The 21,228-nt window shown below is 47.6% G+C and carries 19 protein-coding genes; 5 read left to right on the top strand and 14 right to left on the bottom strand.

Annotated elements, in window-relative coordinates; translation table 11 throughout:
• Positions 1-10: 10 nt before the first annotated feature.
• From ACU37H_RS13965 to ACU37H_RS13910, 12 genes are all read right to left on the bottom strand, one after another.
• A complete protein-coding gene (locus ACU37H_RS13965; protein WP_472703493.1) occupies positions 11-199 on the bottom strand; it encodes a hypothetical protein in 189 nt (62 codons plus the stop codon).
• A 112-nt stretch (positions 200-311) separates the two neighbouring features.
• A complete protein-coding gene (locus ACU37H_RS13960; protein WP_472703494.1) occupies positions 312-1,781 on the bottom strand; it encodes a glycine--tRNA ligase in 1,470 nt (489 codons plus the stop codon).
• A gap of 361 nt (positions 1,782-2,142) precedes the next feature.
• On the bottom strand, positions 2,143-2,655 hold the full coding sequence (locus tag ACU37H_RS13955) for a DUF1905 domain-containing protein (protein ID WP_472703495.1): 513 nt from the start codon (positions 2,653-2,655) through the stop codon (positions 2,143-2,145).
• A gap of 43 nt (positions 2,656-2,698) precedes the next feature.
• Complete coding sequence (locus ACU37H_RS13950; protein WP_472703496.1) at positions 2,699-3,568, bottom strand: outer membrane beta-barrel protein; 870 nt, start codon at positions 3,566-3,568, stop codon at positions 2,699-2,701.
• A gap of 43 nt (positions 3,569-3,611) precedes the next feature.
• Entirely contained in the window at positions 3,612-4,466 is an 855-nt protein-coding gene (locus ACU37H_RS13945; protein WP_472703497.1) for a porin family protein, read from the bottom strand.
• A gap of 113 nt (positions 4,467-4,579) precedes the next feature.
• A complete protein-coding gene (locus ACU37H_RS13940; protein ID WP_472703498.1) occupies positions 4,580-5,578 on the bottom strand; it encodes an anti-sigma factor in 999 nt (332 codons plus the stop codon).
• A 19-nt stretch (positions 5,579-5,597) separates the two neighbouring features.
• A complete protein-coding gene (locus tag ACU37H_RS13935) occupies positions 5,598-6,083 on the bottom strand; it encodes an RNA polymerase sigma factor (protein WP_472703499.1) in 486 nt (161 codons plus the stop codon).
• A gap of 219 nt (positions 6,084-6,302) precedes the next feature.
• Positions 6,303-7,640, bottom strand: coding sequence for a rod shape-determining protein RodA (gene rodA, locus ACU37H_RS13930; protein WP_472703500.1), 1,338 nt, complete (start codon positions 7,638-7,640; stop codon positions 6,303-6,305).
• A gap of 2 nt (positions 7,641-7,642) precedes the next feature.
• The gene (gene mrdA / locus ACU37H_RS13925; RefSeq protein ID WP_472703501.1) at positions 7,643-9,745 is read right to left on the bottom strand and encodes a penicillin-binding protein 2; all 2,103 of its coding nucleotides are present in this window, start codon (positions 9,743-9,745) and stop codon (positions 7,643-7,645) included.
• Positions 9,746-10,007: 262 nt separating this feature from the next.
• Complete coding sequence (locus tag ACU37H_RS13920) at positions 10,008-10,541, bottom strand: rod shape-determining protein MreD (RefSeq protein ID WP_472703502.1); 534 nt, start codon at positions 10,539-10,541, stop codon at positions 10,008-10,010.
• A complete protein-coding gene (mreC, locus tag ACU37H_RS13915) occupies positions 10,538-11,413 on the bottom strand; it encodes a rod shape-determining protein MreC (protein ID WP_472703503.1) in 876 nt (291 codons plus the stop codon). Before mreC ends, ACU37H_RS13920 begins: the two co-directional genes overlap by 4 nt.
• 66 nt (positions 11,414-11,479) lie before the next feature.
• On the bottom strand, positions 11,480-12,505 hold the full coding sequence (locus ACU37H_RS13910; protein WP_427861762.1) for a rod shape-determining protein: 1,026 nt from the start codon (positions 12,503-12,505) through the stop codon (positions 11,480-11,482).
• A 307-nt stretch (positions 12,506-12,812) separates the two neighbouring features.
• Here ACU37H_RS13910 and ACU37H_RS13905 point away from each other — a divergent pair, with 307 nt between their 5' ends.
• The 4 genes from ACU37H_RS13905 (at position 12,813) to ACU37H_RS13890 (ending at position 15,472) form a co-directional block, all read left to right on the top strand.
• Complete coding sequence (locus ACU37H_RS13905) at positions 12,813-13,775, top strand: transketolase family protein (RefSeq protein WP_472703504.1); 963 nt, start codon at positions 12,813-12,815, stop codon at positions 13,773-13,775.
• Between the two features lie 124 nt (positions 13,776-13,899).
• The gene (locus tag ACU37H_RS13900; RefSeq protein ID WP_472703505.1) at positions 13,900-14,466 is read left to right on the top strand and encodes an RNA polymerase sigma factor; all 567 of its coding nucleotides are present in this window, start codon (positions 13,900-13,902) and stop codon (positions 14,464-14,466) included.
• Positions 14,467-14,491: 25 nt separating this feature from the next.
• Entirely contained in the window at positions 14,492-15,076 is a 585-nt protein-coding gene (locus ACU37H_RS13895; protein ID WP_472703506.1) for a hypothetical protein, read from the top strand.
• Positions 15,077-15,088: 12 nt separating this feature from the next.
• Positions 15,089-15,472 (top strand): hypothetical protein, encoded by a 384-nt coding sequence (locus ACU37H_RS13890; RefSeq protein ID WP_472703507.1) that lies wholly within the window; start codon positions 15,089-15,091, stop codon positions 15,470-15,472.
• Positions 15,473-15,594: 122 nt separating this feature from the next.
• On the opposite strand, the gene ACU37H_RS13885 is transcribed toward ACU37H_RS13890, so the two are convergent.
• A complete protein-coding gene (locus ACU37H_RS13885; protein ID WP_472703508.1) occupies positions 15,595-16,335 on the bottom strand; it encodes an MBL fold metallo-hydrolase in 741 nt (246 codons plus the stop codon).
• A gap of 346 nt (positions 16,336-16,681) precedes the next feature.
• Positions 16,682-20,020, bottom strand: a complete 3,339-nt coding sequence (locus tag ACU37H_RS13880) for a methylmalonyl-CoA mutase family protein (RefSeq protein WP_472703509.1) — start codon at positions 20,018-20,020, stop codon at positions 16,682-16,684.
• 196 nt (positions 20,021-20,216) lie between these two features.
• On the opposite strand from ACU37H_RS13880, the gene ACU37H_RS13875 reads away from it, so the two are divergent.
• The gene (locus ACU37H_RS13875) at positions 20,217-21,188 is read left to right on the top strand and encodes an ester cyclase (protein WP_472703510.1); all 972 of its coding nucleotides are present in this window, start codon (positions 20,217-20,219) and stop codon (positions 21,186-21,188) included.
• Positions 21,189-21,228 lie beyond the last annotated feature (40 nt).

The following is a 21,228-nucleotide window of genomic DNA, read 5'->3' as shown; positions in this document are numbered from 1 at the left end:
TCATTCGTTTTTAAACAGGCTCCTGGGTTGGCTTGTGGCCCACGGCGTCCTTAATATTCTGAGGGACTTTCTCCCACAGATTTTTACCTGTTTCAGACACCTTATCCTTAACGCTTTGTTTTTGTTCGGGTGTCATTTTGTATTTCCAATAAGCCCAGGCTGCGAGGCCCAATGCTATTAATCCGGTTCCCTTTTTCATATATTATTTTTTTTAGTGTTTGATCAGACTAACTAATTTACCAAAAAAATGCCAATCTATATTTGAAAAAGTTAAATCACGATGGCAGCTGCTATGAACTGGTCGATTAATCCTATTTAACCGCATTTCCGACAATTGCCGCGATCTGCTCGATAGAGATCCGTTCTTGTTGCATCGTATCGCGGTAGCGGATGGTAACCGTGTTGTCTTCTTTTGTCTGGTGGTCAATCGTTACGCAAAAGGGCACTCCCAAGGCATCCATCCGGCGGTAGCGCTTACCGATGGCGTCTTTCTCTTCGTAGAAGCATTTAAATTCACCACGATATCTGGCCATCACTTCGGCGGCGATTTCAGGCAGACCATCCTTTTTCAACAGCGGGAAGACGGCCAATTTGATCGGCGCCAGCTTTGCCGGCAATTTCAGCACCACGCGGCTGTCCTGCTTTTCTTCTGTGCTCAGATCTTCTTCGGTATAGGCAGCACAAATCATGGACAGGAACATACGATCCAGGCCAATAGAGGTTTCGATCACATAAGGGATGTAATTACCGTAAGGCTTGCCCGTTTCAGGATTCACATCATTGTCGAAGTATTGCATTTTCTTTCTGCTATACTCCTGGTGATTGCGCAGGTCAAAATCTGTACGGCTGTGAATGCCCTCCAACTCCTTAAAGCCCATCGGGAAATTATATTCGATGTCACATGCCGCATCGGCGTAATGCGCCAGCTTCACATGATCATGAAAACGATATTCTGTAGCAGGAATGCCCAGGTCCTGGTGCCATTTCAGGCGGGCCTGTTTCCAGTATTCATACCATTCTTTCTGGGTGCCAGGGCGAATGAAGAATTGCATTTCCATCTGTTCAAATTCGCGCATGCGGAAGATGAACTGGCGCGCTACGATCTCGTTACGAAAGGCCTTACCAATCTGTGCAATTCCAAACGGGATCTTCATCCGGCCGGTCTTTTGCACATTCAGGAAATTGACGAAAATGCCCTGCGCTGTTTCCGGACGCAGGTATACCTTGTTGTTCTCATCTTCAGAAGAAACGGTAGAACCGAACTCAGTTGAGAACATGAGGTTGAACTGGCGGATATCGGTCCAGTTGGCCGTGCCGCTCACAGGGCATTTTATAGCGTTGTCATCAATAATTTTTTTCAAACCAGCGAGATTGCCGGCTGCATCTGCCTGTTCCATCTGGCTAATGATGGCGGCAGCTTCCTGCTCTTTGCCTTCGGCCTTCAGCTGATCAGTATAACTTTCAATCAGGTGATCCACGCGATACCGCTTTTTGCTGTCCTTGTTGTCAATCATCGGATCGTTGAAGCCGTCTACGTGTCCGCTGGCTTTCCAGGTAGTGGGATGCATAAAGATCGCCGCGTCAATGCCGACGATATTGTCCTGCATCTGCGTCATCCATTTCCACCAGTAGTCCTTGATGTTTTTCTTCAGCTCAGCGCCCCACTGGCCGTAGTCGTAAACGGCCTGCAGCCCGTCATATATCTCGCTGCTGGGAAAAATAAAACCATACTCTTTACAATGCGATATAATCGCCTGAAACCTATTTGTCTCTGTTGCCATAGGGCGCAAAAATAAGGCAGGAAGTTTGATTTCTTATTTAGGATTTGTGATTTGAAGTTTTTTATGAGCCCGGCTAAAAATATATATGATCTTTGTTGCCACGCTCGGTTTATCGTCCCGATTATAAATCATCCTGCTATTCTTTGCTATCCTTGGCGTTTCTTCTTTCAATCAGGAAGGATTAACCGAATATCTGGTTCCGATCTTCGCACAGACCCGTCAGACGGAGACCGGCAGACCGGGTAAGTGCTGGCAAACCTATTCGGGTTGAGCCTCGGCAAAGAACCGGTCAGACGGAGACCGTAAGACCGGGTTCAATCCTCCTTGTAAACTTTTCAACATATAAACCTCTCAACTAACACTACACTTTTCCTCTGTGATAGCGGATCATCTGGCCATAATCCATTTGATGAGCCAACCCGAAAATCGCCTGTGATAAACGTTTCACTTTGGTCTGTTCTGTTTTTGCGTCGTCGATCCATTTGCTGAAATATCGCTGGTGCGAGGGAGCCAGCGTTTCAAAAAATGCCAGCGCTTCCTGTTCATCGGCCAGGCAGGTCATCAAATCGGCGTTGAGTTCGTAGGCTGTGGTGTCGACACTGAGCTTTACGTCTACCATGGCACCCTTCCGTTTGGCGATCCCTTTTCGCATGGCTGCATTTACTGGCAGCAAAAAATCACCACCGCCCATGGGCAACAGCGTGACGCGCTCAATGGGATGGTTGTCTAACTTCCCTTTGACACGAAAGGCCTTCTTACTATCGGGTTGCAGCTGTTGGGCCAGCTCGGCCGGCACTTCAATATAGGTCCAGCCGGTTTTATCGCCATTGGAGGCGAACTTCTGAAGCGGGGCGGTGAAAGATATGGTAGACACGTTGGGCGATTTCGGTTTATAAAGCTTGATGGACCAGATAACATTAAGGCGTTTCAACCTTGCCAAATACTTCCATGGGTTTGATCCGGATACCAAAGTTATAAGGCGTGATATCTAAACCCCGGAGGTACATGCTTCTGAAAGCGTAAGAGCCATACAGGCGGATCACGCCCAGGTTTACTTCTGCAACATAGGACAGCTTCCAGGGCCGCATGTCAAAATCGCCCCGGGTCTTGTTCTTGCCCTGGTCGGAATTTACAAATTTGTTACGGGCCGAATAAAGATACCCAACACTGATCCCTGCACTGAGCTCAAAGGGATATAAGCGATAGGGCGTCAGGTTAAAGTTGAGCATCACCGGTGCAGTGATATAATCAGCCGCCAGTTTATTTTTCTTATACGTCCTGTTCGGCGTCTCATCGAGATAAACGATCGGTGCGTTATCAACTGCCGGCGTCTGCGCTTCATAACGGACCGGCTGTTGGTAATGATAATTATTGAGCTCTACTCCTATGCCATATTGAAAATTGACATAATGCTCGATCAGGTTGAACTGCTGTGTGACCAGCCAGATATTGATGTTGCGGGATTTGAACGGCCGCAGCTCCATGTATTCTTCATTCGACCCGGGCGCATAGGCATTGGCTTCAGCGCTCGCATAATCGGTATTGTCAACGTAGCTGGAAACACCGATGTCCACAATGCCCCATTGAGTCTTAATTTCCTTGGGATTGGCGCGGCTGCTTAATTTTTTTAAGAAGCCTTTTTTCTTAGTGGGTTCAGCATAAGGTGCATTGTCCCGGATAATGGTGATGCCACCGATCTCCAATGTGTCAGGTTTGGGATCTTCCTGGCTATGTGCCTCTGTGACAAAAGCAACCAGGCTTGCGATCATAAAAAGATACTTATACATCAAAACGATTAATCATATTATATGATCGCAATATACAAAAACTTTAAAATCTGATCCCGACGGTATAAGGGGTCATATCCAGACCATCTTTGAACATGCTTTTCATCGCATAGGAGCCATACAGGCTGAAATAACCCAGGTTGATCTCTGCTACATACGACAGCTTCCAGGGGTTAAGATTAAAATTGTCTTTCAGCTTTTGTTTTCCTTCGTCCGAAGTAACCGTCTTGTTGCGGGCGCTATAGAGATAGCCTGCGCTAATGCCAGCGCTGAAGCCCCACTCGCGCGATTTTTTAGCACTGATCTTAACGCCTTTATTATCCTTGCCTTTGGTTACTGACACCGAACCGGTTCTGCCAAAATCAAAATTGAGCATCAGCGGAATCGTTACATAATCAGCGGCCAGTTTATTTTTGGTATAAGCGCGTCCATCGGTATTGTCCCATATAACGTAAGGAGCATTCGCCTGATACCGGATCGGGCTTTTGTAGCGATAATTATTCAACTCCAGGCCCAGTGCGTATTTCAGGTTTACATGGTGGTTGATCAGGTTTACCTTTTGACTTAAGATCCAAAGATTGAAATTGACAGATTTGCCATTGCGCAGGTCGAACCATGAGGCATCGGCTCCGGGAGCAAAAGACTGCGCACCGGCAGATGCATAATCGGTGTTGTCTACAAAATTGGCAAAGCCGAAATCTATACCGCCGAACCAGTTGGTGCTGACATTTTTCCGCTTGCTTGTTTTTTCCCATACTGCGCCTTCCTTGTCCACAATCACCTTCCGGTTGTCCTTATCGGTGATGACCTGCACCGTAACAGATGATGTATCCGTCTGTGCATACAAAGCTGTGCACAACCCTACACCTATAGCCAATGATAAAATTTTGCGTACCATATTTTTCGAGTAAATTTTTGAATGGTTGAAATTGATTGGGAAAACATATAAGGGTATAGACACTGCAAGCCCATCTGCCATGGCGAAGTAGAACAACTGCGTGCCTATTACATTTACTTTTTGAGATTGATAGCGAAGCCTGCTACCTGAATGTCATCATCTCCATCCGTGAGGATATCAAGTGCCCGGTCGCCGATTCTTTTGCCGATCTTTTTGAAAAAAGAACCTTTCTTTTCTTTAACCGGTGGCTCCTCCAAAGCAGTCGCCGTTTTAGCGGGATTCGTGTGCGCTGGCTCTGTCACCGGTTTAGGGGTTACAGCACCGGCTACCGTTGCCGGTTCGGCTGTTTCCTGTTTGGCCTCTTGTTTCGCAACAGGCGGCCGGCTGATCACTGTTTCTTTAGTAGCCGGGATCGGCCTGGTCCTGTCAGCGCTCTTTTCTTTTTCGACCTTCCGCTCTTTTACTATTTCTTTTCCCCGGGAGTCAGCATCTTCCGGTGAAGTCGCGGCCGGCGTCTCTTCCGTAACCTGCGGCGCTGGCTTCATATCGGCTTCAACCGGTGGTTGGATATCGTGTTGCTCCTGGCGGGCGGTGTCCAGCAGTGCGATTGGCGGCGCTACTACATCATCTTCCGTTTTGTATAAAAACATCCAGGCGCTGATGCACAATAACAAAGATGCGGCTACGCCTATTTTCCACCAATCCATTCTTCTGACCACCGTCTGTTTATACAGCTGCTCCTTTCGCGGATGAGGTATTTCTTCAACGGGGAGGTATAATTTTTTCAGTTGCCCCAGCCTCCGGTCCACCTCCGCATCACTCTTCGCACTGCTCTTTATTTTTTCAACCAGTCCGGGATCTGCTGCACCGTCGAGGAATGTGAGCAGCTCTTCATCGGTGCACGCTCCGGTTTTTTTGACCAATTGCTCTTTGTGCTCCATCCGGATATCCGCATCGAATGCAGACACGGTTTGTTTCAGCAATTCCAGTTCCGGCGCAAGGTGAGGATGCTGTTCAATAAACGCATCTACCATTTCCTTCTGCTGCTGCGGTAACTCATTATCGACATACATCAGAAAGAACTCTTCATAATTATGTTGGTTAATTTGCATTTATTCTTCTTTTAAAAAACTATACCAGATTATCGATGTTCACCAGGTAGGCCTTCAGCTGCAACCTCGAGCGGTGCAGATACACTTTTACCTGCGAAGGATTTAAACCTGTAATGGACCCTATCTCTTCATAACTATATCCCTCATAATCCTTCAATAATACCAGGGACCTGTTTTGCTCGGATAAACGACCCAACGCCTGATCCAATACCGCCTTCAAATTATTTCGTTTCTCTTCTACTCCTTTGTCCAGGTTGTCGAAAGTTTCGTACAACTCGGTGCGATTGTTTTTCCTGAAATGATCGATCATCTTATTATAAGCTACCTTGAACAGATAAGCCTTCGCTGTCTCCGGCTGGATCCCCATCCTGTTTTGCCACAACACTTCATACGCATTCTGCACCATGTCTTCCGCATCCGCACTGTGTCTCAAAGACTTAAACATAAACCGATACAATGCATCGGCATAATTTGTAACACAGTCATTATATTCTTTCTCCGTCATAAACAGCGAGGGGCTTGATGATAATCGCTTTTTTAAATAGCTGTACGAAAATATTTTTTCTCGTTCATAAGAGCATCTAAACGCGCTCCTATATTACTGATACGGACGAGAAACAGAAAAGTTACACCAATTTGAAAAAAATGTGACTACCTCGCAGAACACGCTGAAATACACAGAAAACAGGAAAAAAATATTTCTGCAATTTCTGTAAGAAGCGCCTTACCGCAACACCATTTGCCGGTCGGCGTCCAGGCGGATCAGGATAAAAAGCATGATGGTGAATGTTAGAAGAGAGGTTCCTCCATAGCTGATGAGCGGCAGCGGAATACCAATTACCGGGGCGAGCCCCACTGTCATTCCGAGGTTGATCGAGATATGAAAAAAGAAAACAGACGCTACACCGTAGGCATAACAGCGGCTGAAAGCGCTTCGCTGGCGCTCCGCTATAGTCACGATCCTGAACAGCAACAGCAGGTACAAACCCAAGAGGACAAAACTTCCTACAAAACCAAACCCTTCTCCGATGGTATCAAATATGAAATCGGTACGTTGCTCAGGCACAAAACCATACCGGGTCTGAGTTCCGCTCAGCAACCCCTTGCCCACGATGCCGCCGCTGCCGATCGCGATTTTGGATTGCTTTACGTTATAATCTGCCGTATTTTTCTGTTTTCCTTTGGCATCGAGCTTGATTTCCCCTTTAATATACTCCTCCGGGATATCCCGCCCGATGGTACTGAAGATCCGCTCTACCTGGTGCTTTTCGAAAACATGCGTAAACAGGAAAGGAACGCCGAACCGCTGCACGCCGACACAAAGCAACCAGATCAGGATAATTTTGACCAGCAATCCCCTGTTCCTCCGGATCTGGCGCTGGCTGAAAAAAATAACAATGGCTGTAATAATGGTCAGTACAACGGCCAGTATATCTTTATCTACGAGCAAGGTAGCAATCACCAGGGCGGCCGCGGCAAAGCCGATGACAATATAGGCCGGAGGCAACCCTTCCCGGAACATCACGAGAAAGAAGGCGAAGAAGACCAACGCTAACCCCGTCTCTTTCTGAAGGATCGTCAATGCCGCGGGCAACAGCGTCAACCCTGCGGCTATGAGTTGCGACTTGGGCTTTGAAAAGTCCATCTCGGGCAGCGAAAGATATTTGGCTAACGCCAGCGCTACACTTATTTTACAAAATTCTGCCGGCTGAAACTGGAAGCCGCCAATCCGGATGATGGACTCCGTTCCTTTGACCGCCGAGTGAAAGGGAAATACAAGCAGCAAGAGCAGGATCCCTCCTGCATACCATAAATTAGCCGTTGCCGGGAAAAACTTACTGTCTGTGAGCAGGATGAAAAGCCCGAGCACCATGGCTACGCAAGCATAATAGAACTGCTTGCTATAATCAGTCTTATACCCTACAAAGCTCTCCAGCACCGGGTCTCCGTCGGTGTAAGTCACCGCAAAAATAGCCAGCAGGCCAATTGCCACCAGGATCAGGTAGACGATGATCAGAACATAGTCGATGCCTTTTGATATTTCCGTTTTTCGCTGATTCATGGCTAGATATTGGTCGCTTTGCGAAGATTTCTTTTATTGTCCGTAATGGCCCAGTATTCCTTTCTTTCCGCAGTTTTCTTCGCCGGAACCTTTGTGGTCCGAAGCGGCGACTGCTGCCGGGTCGTATCTTTCTTTTCCGCTTTTCCGCCTTTCAGGTATTTCCAGTAATGCGTGCTGTCCTTTCTCAGATTGGCATAGAAGGCAGCGCTGGTGGAATCCATGATAAACTGTTCGCGCGGGATAAATGCAGGGATGATCTTTGAATTAGAAATCTGCTCCAGGTCAGCCTTACTTTTGGGAGTTAAGCTGTCAAGTAAATATTGCTCCATCAGTATCCGGGACATCCGCCCCGCCCAGGTGGCGCCATAACCGGCGTTCTGCACCACGATCCCGATGGCGATCTTAGGATTGTCTTTGGGAGCAAAACACACGAAGACAGAATGTTCTTTCTGCTCCTTGCCGCGGTGAAAGTTTTGAGCGGTTCCTGTCTTGGCACATACGCTGATGCCCGGTATCTGAGCCGTTCTCGCCGTTCCGATGAGGACCACATCTTCCATTCCTCTGATAATCGCGTTGTACGCCGTGTCAGATATATGCGTCAACACTTCGTGTTTTTTGCGATACCGCGCCAGGAGCGCAGTATCCGCGATGGTTTCGTTTTCTATGCTATCCACGAAATGCGGCGTGTAATAATACCCCTTGTTGGCGATGATGCAGGCGGAGTTGGCCAGCTGGAGCGGCGTCGCAAGCATCTGGTCCTGCCCGATGCCCAGCGTCAGGTTGGTACAGGAATTCCAGCTATTGTTATAGATCTTATCATACCGCGCTACGGTAGTGATATTCCCTTTGTCCTCACTGGGCAGGTCCACACCCAGCCTCACACCGAAGCCAAAATTGTGCATATACTCTTCCCACACGGCATATCCTTTTTTGACGCTTCCATAGCGGGGATTGTCTACCACTTTCCTGTAAATATCTGTAAAGTAAGAGTTGCAGGAATTGGCAGTCGCTAACCGGAGATTCGCGGCATGTCCGCCACCAGCGTGGGTACAGGCTGGCTTGCCAAAACCACAGCCATAATACCGCCCGCCGCAGGGGTAGCCAAAGGAAGGCGTGATCACGCCCTGATCCAGCGCGATCAGTCCGCCGATCGGTTTAAAAGTAGATCCGGGCGGATACTGCCCTTTAATGGCCCGGTTGAGTAATGGCCGGGTCGCCAGCATTTGCAGCTCGCTGTAATTTCTTCTGAAGTCGGGACCGGTTAAGTCGTTAGGGTTGAAAGTCGGACCGGATGCCATCGCCAGGATACCGCCGGTTTTGGGATCGATGGCTACCACCCCGCCTAATTTATCGGTGAATAATTTTTCGGCCAGGGTTTGCAGTTCCACGTCCAGGAAGGTTTTCAGATCTCTCCCGGCGACTGCAGTGGTATCGAACTCTCCATCTTCAAAATGGCCCACGAGCCGGTTCTTGTTGTCTTTGATCATGTACTCTACCCCGCGTTGTCCCCTCAACACGTCTTCGTAAGAGCTTTCGAGGCCGTTCTTGCCGATATAATCGCCCATCCGGTAATACCTGGAAGAGCGCTCAATTTCCCGGGGGCTTACCTCGCCGATATAACCCAGCACCTGCGCGCCTACATTGGAAGGATAGGTCCGCACAGGACGCGCCTGCAGGTTGAACCCGTTGAAACGCCAGCTGTTTTCTTCAAACCGCGCCTGCATTTCGGGCGTTAACAGGGAAATAAAACTGGAAGGCCGTACCCGCGAATTTTTGATGATCGCTTCTACGATCCTCTCTTTAAACTCGGCCGTGTCAATATTCATCAGCCGGCAAAAGGCCATGGTGTCTATGTTCCGGACTTCAGCAGGTGTGACCATCAGGTCAAACATGATGACATTATTCAACACGGGCTTGCCTTTGCGATCGAAGATGATACCCCGTTCGGGATAAACGATCTTGGCAAAAACGGCGTTGTCCCTGGCCAGCTGAAGATACTTCCGGCTAAAGATCTGCAGATTTACCAACTGACCCAGTATCAACAGGAATACTGACAGGAAAATGGCGCGTATGATGTAACTTCTCGACTGATTAAAAACGGACATCTTAAAAAGGGAAACTTTAGCGGTGTATTACTTCGAATTGTAAAAGTACAAACAGTTGTGAATCGCTTTGAATTTTATTACTTAAAATTTTTTAATGTTCTTTTTGACAAAAAAGGATTGCCGACTTCAACCAGACTGATATCGGTGATTCCAGGCCTTTCGTGGGTGCATAACATTTGTTAAAGTCATAATGCTTTTTACCGCAGCACCTTCCAAGAACACCAGGTGAAAGAAAAAATGTTATGCACGATTTGACTGCGCTCTAAGCCGTATTGGATCTGAATTTCAGCTTACGCGGGAAGATCAATTCTGCAATCACGATCATCAACATGCTGATTGCCGTGGTGATCAGGGTCTTCATTAAAAAATGAAGGAATGATCCGAATGAAAGCAATTCCAGCAGTAACAAATAGAAGTTATGGCAGAAGGAAAGGATCAACGCAAACAGCAGGTAGGCGGTCCAGCCCATGGCTTTTGGAGACGGCTCTTTGTAGCTGAACTCAGTAGCGTCTTTGGGCGCAAAAAGATTGATCACAACGGGACGCAGAAAAGCGACCAGTGTGCAAGCGGCCGCATGCAGCCCCGGAGTCATCGTATAATAATCGATCGACAAGCCCAGGAAAAAGCCCAGCAACAAGACCCACCCCTTTTTCATGTAAAAGGGCAGCCACAAGATGAAGAGGAAATAGATATAGGGCGTGATCAATTGATGCAGGTGGGGCATGACATTTAGCACATACACCTGCAGAAAAATAAACAGGAAAAAGCGAATTGTATTTCTTACGAGGTCACTCATTTGTTACCTCCTTTTTTTTCTACCATATTTTGCGTTTCCCTGTCAAGACCCAGTTGACTGTCATAATGAATGTTCTCCACCACAAACACCTGCTGAAGATTGCTCAGATTGGCCGTGGGCCTGATCTTTAAAATAAAGAAGTTGGTAGCCTTATCTCTCAGCACCCTGGACACCGTGCCCACCAGGCGTCCCGGCGGAAAGCTCAGGGAGTAATTTCCGGTAACGATCGTGTCTCCCCTTCTTACAGAATCTGTTTTTGGAATGTTTTTCAGGGTAAGCTCCTGCGGAGATTTCCCATCCCAGCTTAACATGCCTCCGCTTCCCGTGCGCTTCATTTGCACGCTCATCCGGTTTACCACATTGAGCAGGCTCATTACTTCACTAAAATGCTCACCCGTGTTGATCACTTTTCCCACCAGGCCGCCATTGGAGCTGAAAACCCCCATGTCGTCCCGGATTCCCGAACTGCGGCCGCGGTTTAGTTGCAGATAATTTTTATCGCTGCTTACGGTGCTATACAACACCTGCGCGCTGCGCCATCTGTATTGACGCATACGTCCGGAAGTGTCGCGGTTCAGCGTGTCGGCTATCACGGCCGCTCCGGAATCCACCTTGACGAAGTTGGCGTTGAGTAAATTCATTAAAGAATCATTGAGCCGATGCACACGCCGGTTCTCTTCCTGCATAGTGAGGAAGTTTTCGAGGAGATTATACTTATTATTGAAATAGGAGGTAACGCCGCCTGCAAATCCAAGTCCTTTGGCACGGTGAGACCCGTTGTCGGTGAACAGGAAATACAGGGAAATGATCTGTAATATCAGGAAAAGGATAAAAACAGAAAAGCGCCGGATGAATAAAAAGATATTACGCATTGCCCCTAACCCTTGAAGGGAAGTATTTTGAATACAATAATGGTTCTACGATTCAGCCCGATTTTTCTACCGCATTACAAAAGGATACCTGTCGTAATTCTGCAGCGCGATGCCCGTACCTCTTACCACGCTCTTCAGCGGATCGTCTGCAATATGAACAGGAAGTTTGATCTTTTGGCTCAGTCTTTTATCAAGGCCGCGCAGCAACGCACCACCGCCGGTAAGGTATAACCCGCGGCGATAAATATCACTGGCCAGCTCGGGAGGTGTTTGTTCCAAAGCTTTCAGTATCGCTTCTTCAATCTTGAATATACTTTTATCTAAAGCTTCCGCCACTTCCTGGTAGCTTACCATGATCTGTTTGGGAATACCGGTAACCAGGTCACGACCATTTACAGGAATATCGTCGGGTGGATTGTCCAGGTCTTTCATAGCCGCACCGATTTGGATTTTGATCTGCTCGGCCGTGCGCTCACCGATCAGGAGGCTGTGATACCTTCTGAGCGCTTCCATAATGTCAGCGGTAAATTCATCACCGGCAATCCGGATACTCTGGTCGCAGACAATACCCGCCAGCGCAATCACGGTAATACCTGTTGTTCCACCGCCAATATCGATGATCATATTACCTACCGGCTCTTCAACATCGATACCGATACCGAGCGCCGCCGCCATGGGTTCATGGATGAGGTACACTTCTTTTGCACCGGCCTGCTCCGCACTGTCTCTTACAGCACGTTTTTCTACTTCCGTGATGGAGGAAGGAATACAGATCATCATTCTCCAACTGGGAGGAAATAACGGCTTTTTGGGATATACCAGCTTTATCAACTCCCTGATCATCAGCTCAGCCGCATTAAAATCCGCAATCACGCCGTCTTTCAAAGGTCGCACCGTGCGGATACTTTCGTGTGTCTTCTCGTGCATCATCAACGCGCGCTTGCCTACCGCGAGCACTTCCTTCGGATTATTGCGGTTCAGCGCCACTATACTCGGCTCATTTACAGCGACTTCATCATTATGTATAATAAGGGTGTTTGCGGTACCCAAATCCATTGCTATTTCCTGAGTAAACCAGTTAAAAAGTCCCATTCTCTATATATTCAAAATTGTGTTGGCAAAGGTGGAGAAATTACCCGAAAGTAACAAAGCAAAAGCATAAATAAGGCTATTTTTCGGCTTTAGGTTATTATTAACAGATTTTTACTCAGATATGAATTTTTGGTGATATCTGTCTGGCGCATCCCGGAGGTTTGATGCCACACAGACCTCCAGGAAAATAGGCAAAGAAGCACCGAGAGCGAGAAGAAAAATGTTGTGCCTGCACAAAAAAACAACCTCCAGCTGATTGCGTTTTTTTCAGTACGTTTGCCAGATAACAAAGTACAAACCAAAAGAGATGGCTCTAAAAGATATTCAATCAACAGGAAATAAGGATACCCGGAGTGGTTTCGGGGACGGTATTGTTGAAGCCGCGCGTAAAAACGAAAACATCGTTGCGCTGAGCGCCGATCTGCTGGGCTCTATGAAACTGAATGGTTTCATTAAAGAGTTTCCCGAAAGATTCGTTCAGTGTGGTATTGGCGAAGCCAACATGATGGGCGTTGCCTCAGGGCTTTCCATCGGCGGGAAGATCCCTTACACTACGACGTTTGCGAATTTCAGCACCGGGCGTGTATACGACCAGATCCGTCAATCCATTGCCTACAGCGGCAAGAATGTAAAAATATGTGCATCTCACGCGGGTGTTACACTTGGTGAAGACGGTGCTACGCACCAGATCCTGGAAGACATCGGCCTGATGAAGATGCTGCCCGGCATGACCGTGGTGGTGCCTTGCGATTACACGCAAACCAAAGCCGCTACCATCGCGATCGCGGAATACGAAGGACCTGTTTACCTGCGCTTCGGACGTCCCAGCTGGCCGATCTTTACTAAAGAAGAAGACTTCCAGATCGGGAAGGCACAATATTTTTCTGAAGGAACCGACGTAACCATCTTTGCCTGCGGGCACCTGGTTTGGAACGCGATCCAGGCTGGTGTGGAGCTGGAAGCTAAAGGAATCAGCGTCGAAGTGATCAATATCCACACTATCAAACCCCTGGATGAAGAAGCTGTGTTGAAATCGATCCGGAAGACCCGGTGTGTTGTGACTGCTGAAGAGCATAATATCATCGGAGGACTGGGAGATGCCATCGCACAATGCGCTGCTAAAAATTTCCCGGTTCCGATCGAATATGTTGGTACTAAAGATACATTCGGCGAAAGCGGTACTCCGAAAGAACTTTTGAAGAAATATGGTATGGATGTATCCGACATCGTTGCCGCCGCAGAGAAAGTGATGAGCCGGAAAAATGGTTAGTATCCAAAAGTATAAATGATCTGCAACCCGCGTCCTGGTGACGCGGGTTTATTTTTTTACGCCCGACAGATTATTTTAAGTAGTTTAAACCTCTCTAAACTTATCAAGTCATAATTATTGTTTGATGGCGCGTCCTGATATTTCTGATGAAGAACTCTTATTGCTGTTTCGTGACCCGGCCACGAAGCAAAAGGCCTTTTCGCAGATCATCGATAAATACAAGGAAAAACTCTACTGGCATATTCGCAGGCTGGTAGTGAGTCATGAAGATGCAGATGATGTGCTTCAGAATGTATTTATTAAAATGTGGAAAGGACTGGACCGGTTTCGCGAAGAAAGCAGGTTATATACCTGGTTGTATCGCATCGCCAGCAACGAAAGCATCACCCACCTGGAAAAACAGCGAAAGATCAAACGCGTCGAAGCCGGCGGTGAATCTGAATCGTTCCTGGCGGAAAAAATCAAAGCCGACGAATATTTTGATTCGTCGAAGATCGAGTGGAAGCTGCAACTGGCGATACAAAGCCTCCCTGAACAACAAAAACTCGTGTTCAGCCTCAGGTATTTTGACGAAATGCCCTACAGCGAAATGAGCGAGATATTGGGCGTGTCTACCGGTGCGCTTAAGGCAAGCTATCATCATGCTGCCAAAAAGATACACAGCTACCTGGTGAACGAATTAAATTTTTAATTAATTTATCAGTCTACTATTTTATATGAGTGAAGAGAAAAAGATATCGCAATTATTGGATGACTTAAATGAAGACGCTACCCCGAAACCTGTGGATACGCCGTATTCCACGCCCACCGGCTATTTTGACTCGGTGACCCACGATATTATTGATCAATTAGAGGACATCGGACCACAAGAATATATCCTCCCCGAGGGCCTGGCTCAACAACCGACGTATCGCGTTCCGGATCACTACTTTGACACGCTGGAGGCTTCCATTTCCCGGAAAACAGAGAAACAACCGCAGCCGGGGAAAGTGATGGCCTGGTACAAGCTGGCTGCAGCCGCGATGATCTCAGGTATCATTGCTTTCAGCGCTGCCTGGTTTTTGAATCCGCGTGAAGGACATCATGCAACGACCGCCAACACCCGGGCGCCACAACCTGCCATCTACCAGGTGAAAAGCAGTGAACTTGCAGAATTTGCTGAGGAGGGAGAAGACCCTATGGCCGCCTCAGCAGCCAGGAAAAAAAGCCTTGATGGCAATCAACTTTTCCGCGGCATCAGTAACCAGGAATTACAAACCTTTTTACAGGAAGAGACAGGCAACGCGAATGAATTATTTTAATCTCGATCGAATATGTACAGACAAATCATATTGCTGCTGATGATCCTGCTGGGCGTTCAGCAGATGACAGAGGGACAGCAAAAAGATCCATCCAAAATCAATGACGTTTTTTTTCAGTATGTGACCCAAACGCTGGAGCTAACTCCTTCAGAAGCAAAAGGAATGCGCCCTTTGGTGAAAGCTTATCTGACAGAAAGAAAGAAGATCATTGGTGCCACAAAAGACCCTTTGGAGCGGGAACAAAAGATCCTGGCCTTGAAGATTTCGTCCCGAAAACAGATGGCAAAAGTGATCGGAATGAAACGGGCCACATCCTTTTTTACCAGTGAGCAAACCTTCCGCCGGAAGGTCAGAGATGAGCTGAAAAACCGGAAGCAGGGCGGGAAAAAAAATTAATGTTTAAACTTTTTTTTCTTAAAAAATTTTTTTTGTCTGAATCTTTCCCTATTTTTGCACTTGGTGTTTTTCATAGGTTAGCAACGGCCAGCTCTTTTTAGGGCAGGCCTTTTTTTTTAGCTTTACGCTCCGGAAAATCGATGTACCGGTGTTTTGATATCGTGGTAAAACAGAAAAGACCACTCTTTCCCCTCTTCCATCCATTGTTCTCTTAGCTGCATGGCTTTTTTCCCGTCATAATCATATTTGGCGGCAAACCGGGTTTTCATCTGGGAAAGCTGTGGAGCGTCGTCGGCTCCGAAAAAAACAGTTGCTGCCCCTTCTTTGATCCAGATTACCCGGTGGTATTTGGAATGGGCGCCTGTGACCTGATAGGTGATTCCGTCAGAGATGGTCCCGGCCTCCTCTTCTGATAGCACCACATTGTCGGAAGTGCGCAGCAATTCCAGCATGTCTGACTGGTAGGATGCAGCATTACTTCCCTCAAAAGCGTATTCTAATTCCTGCTTCTGTACGAAATAGGTGGCATTTTCAAAACTCAGGTGGCGCGTGTAAGGGTTCACCAGCCCTCCGGCATGATCCTTATGCAGGTGGCTCATAATAACCTTGGTGACGTCGCTGGCATTGACTCCCTGTTCGCGGAGATTTTGATACAACTGAAACTGACCGTGCTCGTCTGTCAGACCCAGGCCCGTATCGAGCAGGATCACATCATCGTTGGTGATGACCACAAACGGCTGGATCTCTACCAGCATGCTTCCGCGGCTCCGGCCAGCCAACTCGTCTTCACTTAATTTAAAGGGCACAAACTTTTTGGAGGCATCCACAGTAAAACTGCCTTCAGAAAGGGGAATGATTTTCATGAATTTTTATTTATGGGTAAATGCATCCTCTGATGCACCTTTTTTATATTTTTCTGCGTGATTTCCACAACTGTGATCGGAAGAGGATGGTGATCCGCTCGCGCCGTCATGGGAGCACAAAAGTAATTTTTATTGAGTGAACAGCTGCGGGCAGCCTCATCTGAGTTTCACGAAACGAGCACTAAAAAAGGCGAGGTAACAAATATTGATCGATTGCTGAAGTTCTGGTATGCCCTTGTGAAATAGTCCATCGCCGCATGCGGTTGCAGCAAACTTAATCGCTGAGATCAGAAAGCCCTTCACGTCGTGGCGAGGAATGACCAGGGATATTGCCCGACGATTCTCGTTACATGCTCCTCCTGTACTGGCCACCCACTTCATAAAGTGCATGCGTGATCTGTCCGAGCGAGCAATATTTGACGCATTCCATCAACTCCTCAAACAGGTTCTTTTCTTCCAGGGCGGCTGTTGTTAACCGAAGTAGTGCCGCTGCAGCCAAGTCCTGGTTGCGCTCGTGGAAGGCTTCCAGGTTGTGGATCTGCCGGTCTTTTTCTTCACCGGTGCTGCGTATCACTTCGGAAGGAAGAAGGGTCGGGCTGCCTTTTTTATCCAAAAATGTATTGACGCCAACGATCGGCAGGTTTCCCGTGTTTTTCTGCATCTCATAATGCATGCTTTCCTCCTGTATCTTATTGCGCTGGTACATCCTTTCCATAGCGCCCAGCACCCCGCCCCGGTCGTTGATGCGCTCAAACTCCGCCAGCACAGCCGCTTCCACAAGGTCGGTCAATTCTTCGACAGCAAAACTTCCCTGTAAAAAATTCTCGGATTTTGCACTACCCAGCTCCCGGTTAATGATCAGCTGGATGGCCATAGCGCGGCGCACGCTTTCTTCGGTCGGCGTGGTAATGGCTTCGTCATAAGCGTTCGTGTGTAAAGAATTGCAGTTATCATACACGGCATAGAGCGCCTGCAACGTCGTTCGTATATCATTAAACTTGATCTCCTGGGCATGCAGGCTCCTGCCGGAGGTCTGAATGTGATATTTGAGTTTTTGTGACCGCTCATTCGCCCCGTATTTTTCCTTCATTGCTTTGGCCCAGATGCGGCGGGCCACCCGGCCGATCACGCTGTATTCGGGATCCATCCCGTTGCTGAAGAAAAAGGAAAGATTGGGTGCGAAATCATCGATATGCATGCCCCGGCTTAAATAATATTCAACATAGGTAAATCCATTCGACAGGGTAAAAGCCAGCTGTGTGATAGGATTGGCACCCGCTTCGGCAATATGATATCCGCTGATGCTGACGCTGTAAAAGTTCCTCACTTCATGCTGAATAAAATACTCCTGGACATCGCCCATCAGCTTCAGCGCAAATTCGGTGGAGAAGATGCAGGTGTTTTGCGCCTGATCCTCCTTCAATATATCTGCCTGCACCGTGCCGCGAACCCGGGCCAGCGTATCGGCTTTTATTTTCCGGTATGCCTCGGGTGGCAACACTTCATCACCGCTTAAGCCGAGCAACTTTAAACCCAAACCATCGTTACCTTTTGGTAAGTCACCAAAATAAGATGGAATAGGAATGCTTTTACGTTTCTCACTGACAAGTCTATCGACCATCGCCCATTGCCCATTGTCCGTTATCCATTTCTCACATTGCTGATCAATTGCTGCATTTAAAAAGAAAGCGAGTATGATGGGTGCCGGACCGTTGATCGTCATGGATACGGATGTCGCGGGATCGCAGAGATCAAAACCGCTGTACAACTTTTTTGCATCATCCACCGTTGCTATACTAACCCCGCTGTTGCCCACCTTCCCGTAAATATCAGCACGCCTTGCCGGATCTTCGCCATACAGGGTAACGCTATCAAAGGCCGTGCTGAGTCGCCTGGCAGGCTGACCGGCACTTACATAATGAAACCGCCTGTTGGTGCGCTCCGGCCCACCCTCGCCCGCAAACATCCTCGTCGGATCTTCACTTTGCCGCCTCAGCTCAAAGACGCCTGCTGCAAAGGGAAACTTTCCCGGCAGGTTTTCCTGTAGCTGCCATTTTAAAATATCGCCCCAATCCTTATAGGCAGGAAGGCTGACTTTCTTGATCGCTAAACCGCTTAACGATTCACTGACAAGCGGCTGGCGGATCACTTTATCACGAACCTTATATTCAAAGAAGGAGTTGTGGTACATTTCCTTCAGCAAGGGCCAATCGTTCAACCGTTTTTGATTGGCTACATCCAGTTGAGCAGACAGCTCACCGATCTTTTTGTCGATTTCTTCAGATGCAGTTAACAGTTCTTTCGCGCCATGCAGTTGGTATAGTTGAGAGGCAATGGCTGATTGGCTTTGCACCCAACGGTCGTAGGCGGTAATACTTTCAACGATCTCAGACAGGTATCGGACCTGCTTTGGAGGGATCGTGTGAGATGGTTCACTGATTGACGCTTCATGAGTGGCTTGTTCTTCTTTCTCATCAAAACGAACGCCTTTTTTTTCTTCGATAATTCGTAGCGTTTGTTCGAACAACCCGTTCACACCTGTGTCATTGAATTGTGCCGCGACGGTGCCGATCACCGGAAGATCGGCGTCATGGGCTGACCATAACTGGTGATTGCGTTTATACTGCTTTTTAACGTCTGTTAACGCGTCCTGCGCGCCGGGCTTATCAAACTTGTTAATGCAAACGATATCAGCATAATCGAGCATATTGATCTTCTCCAATTGAGATGCGGCGCCATATTCCGGCGTCATGACATACATACTTACATCACAATATTCGACAATAGACGCATCGCTTTGTCCAACGCCCGCGCTTTCTAAAATGATCAGGTCAAACCCGGCTTCCCGACAAATATGAATGGCTTCCGTGGCCGTTTTACTCAGCGCCATATGATCGTTCCTGGTTGCCATAGACCGCATGTAGGCGCGCGGATGAGAAATAGCATTCATGCGGATGCGGTCGCCCAATAAAGCGCCGCCCGTTTTTTTCCTGGAAGGATCGACTGAGATAACCGCGATGGTTTTGTCCTGATACCTTCGTAAAAATCTCCTTACCAATTCATCTGTCACGGAAGACTTGCCTGCGCCGCCGGTACCCGTGATGCCCAGCACCACTGCATCATTCTTAATGTTCTGACGTAACACAGTTTTTTCACCTGACTCAGCTAAAGTGATCGCCCTTGCGATCTTCCGGATGTCCTTTGCTTCCCGCAACGGCGCTTCGTCCAGCCAGGCATCGGGAGCTTTCAAGAAATCAGCAGCATGTCTTTTAATGCGATTCAACAGGTCTTCAATCATTCCTTCCAAACCCATGCTGCGCCCATCATCGGGCGAATAGATCCGTTCAATACCATAAGCATGCAGCTCTTCCATCTCCGCAGGAAGAATCGTACCTCCACCGCCACCAAAGATCCTGATATGTCCGCATCCCGCTTGCCCCAACATATCATACATGTATTTGAAAAACTCGAGGTGACCGCCCTGGTAACTGGTAATAGCTACCGCGTGCGCATCTTCTTCAACAGCGCATTCCACAATTTCGTGAACGCTACGGTTATGTCCGAGATGGATGACCTCCACTCCTTTACTTTGCAGGATGCGCCGCATGATGTTAATTGCAGCATCATGGCCGTCAAACAGGGACGCGGCCGTAACAATTCTAATTGTGTTATGTGCGTTGTTCATATAGCTGAATGCTAACAAACTTACAGCAAATTTTTAACCGGAGATCCGGACAAATCACTTTCCAGTGCATCAGAACGAGGCCCGTCACATACTCTTAAAAAAAATGTGTACATTGTGCGTCGACCAAATATTACTGTACATCTGTGCTTACAATCCGCAATCAGTGCGATCCCTGGGCATTCAACAATTTATTGACATGAGAAACTTATTACCCATCTTCATGGCGGCCACAGTATTTAACTCCTGCGATCAAGCCAAAAACAATCCATCAACTATGCATGCAGAAAAGACAATCTCAGATTACACCAACCTGGTACGAGCTAACGGGTCAAGCTTTCACAAGAATTTCAGTGCGGGCGAGTTCGATAAAAACGGGCCGTTGGTAACGGAAGACATTTATGTCAATTCCAACAACGCCATTCTGGTGGGCCGCGACAATTTTGTACAACGAATCAAACGGTATGACGTCCCGTTTCCAGGCATGCAACTCAGGGACCGGATTGTAATCGTTGAAGATAATGTTGCTGCCGTGCATTACTTATTGCAGGGCGTACAAAAAGGCCCATTCGGGGATTTGCCGCCCACGGGAAATAAGGTGGAAGCGATGAGCGCAGAGTTTTTTGTGATGGACGAAAACGGATTGATGAAAGATTTGTTGACCATTACACAACTGGATAAATTGAAAGCGCAAATAAAGGGTGAGGATACCGTCGGAAATCATCAGAACGTATCACTTTATTCTATTGACCCTACTGTTCCCAAAGCAGTTACATCGGCAACAGCTGACCTTTATGTAAGGCATTTCAATTTCCGCAACTGGGAAGGCTTGGAAAAGTTACTGGCAAGCCATGTAAAGGTTAATTGGAACGGGGATATGATCAGCGGCTCATCCGCATTTATTGACACCCTTAAAAATCGCGTTGCCGCATTTTCTAATATCACTTACCAATTAGACCGAAGCGTCACAGAAGCCAACCGTTCTGCCATTGGCTATACAATGCATGGTAATCACGACGGCGTTTACACCTACAAAAACAAGACGTATCAACCCACAAAAAAAGCCTTTGAAGTACGGGAAGCACAATATTTAGAAGTATCTGCGGACGGGAAAATCCAATCCATCATCGTGGTTTCCAATCAGGATGAATTTTTGAGTGTGGTGGAATGATTATCTTAATAGAAACTAATAAATGTCTTTAAGTAAAACA

Source organism: Niabella sp. ZPM-14 (genome assembly GCF_055693045.2).
Note: the sequence above shows the minus strand (reverse complement) of the source record. Positions and strands in the feature narration are given on the sequence as shown.

Excerpts from the sequence above, each read along its gene's own strand:
- ACU37H_RS13890 (WP_472703507.1), top strand. The coding sequence starts at position 15,089 with ATGTACAGACAAATCATATTGCTGCTGATGATCCTGCTGGGCGTTCAG.
- mrdA (WP_472703501.1), bottom strand. The coding sequence starts at position 9,745 with ATGTCCGTTTTTAATCAGTCGAGAAGTTACATCATACGCGCCATTTTC.
- ACU37H_RS13965 (WP_472703493.1), bottom strand. The coding sequence starts at position 199 with ATGAAAAAGGGAACCGGATTAATAGCATTGGGCCTCGCAGCCTGGGCT.
- ACU37H_RS13875 (WP_472703510.1), top strand. The coding sequence starts at position 20,217 with ATGAGAAACTTATTACCCATCTTCATGGCGGCCACAGTATTTAACTCC.
- ACU37H_RS13920 (WP_472703502.1), bottom strand. The coding sequence starts at position 10,541 with ATGAGTGACCTCGTAAGAAATACAATTCGCTTTTTCCTGTTTATTTTT.
- rodA (WP_472703500.1), bottom strand. The coding sequence starts at position 7,640 with ATGAATCAGCGAAAAACGGAAATATCAAAAGGCATCGACTATGTTCTG.
- ACU37H_RS13905 (WP_472703504.1), top strand. The coding sequence starts at position 12,813 with ATGGCTCTAAAAGATATTCAATCAACAGGAAATAAGGATACCCGGAGT.
- ACU37H_RS13880 (WP_472703509.1), bottom strand. The coding sequence starts at position 20,020 with ATGAACAACGCACATAACACAATTAGAATTGTTACGGCCGCGTCCCTG.
- ACU37H_RS13895 (WP_472703506.1), top strand. The coding sequence starts at position 14,492 with ATGAGTGAAGAGAAAAAGATATCGCAATTATTGGATGACTTAAATGAA.
- ACU37H_RS13885 (WP_472703508.1), bottom strand. The coding sequence starts at position 16,335 with ATGAAAATCATTCCCCTTTCTGAAGGCAGTTTTACTGTGGATGCCTCC.
- ACU37H_RS13935 (WP_472703499.1), bottom strand. The coding sequence starts at position 6,083 with ATGACGGAGAAAGAATATAATGACTGTGTTACAAATTATGCCGATGCA.
- ACU37H_RS13900 (WP_472703505.1), top strand. The coding sequence starts at position 13,900 with ATGGCGCGTCCTGATATTTCTGATGAAGAACTCTTATTGCTGTTTCGT.
- ACU37H_RS13910 (WP_427861762.1), bottom strand. The coding sequence starts at position 12,505 with ATGGGACTTTTTAACTGGTTTACTCAGGAAATAGCAATGGATTTGGGT.
- ACU37H_RS13960 (WP_472703494.1), bottom strand. The coding sequence starts at position 1,781 with ATGGCAACAGAGACAAATAGGTTTCAGGCGATTATATCGCATTGTAAA.
- ACU37H_RS13945 (WP_472703497.1), bottom strand. The coding sequence starts at position 4,466 with ATGGTACGCAAAATTTTATCATTGGCTATAGGTGTAGGGTTGTGCACA.
- ACU37H_RS13940 (WP_472703498.1), bottom strand. The coding sequence starts at position 5,578 with ATGCAAATTAACCAACATAATTATGAAGAGTTCTTTCTGATGTATGTC.
- mreC (WP_472703503.1), bottom strand. The coding sequence starts at position 11,413 with ATGCGTAATATCTTTTTATTCATCCGGCGCTTTTCTGTTTTTATCCTT.
- ACU37H_RS13950 (WP_472703496.1), bottom strand. The coding sequence starts at position 3,568 with ATGTATAAGTATCTTTTTATGATCGCAAGCCTGGTTGCTTTTGTCACA.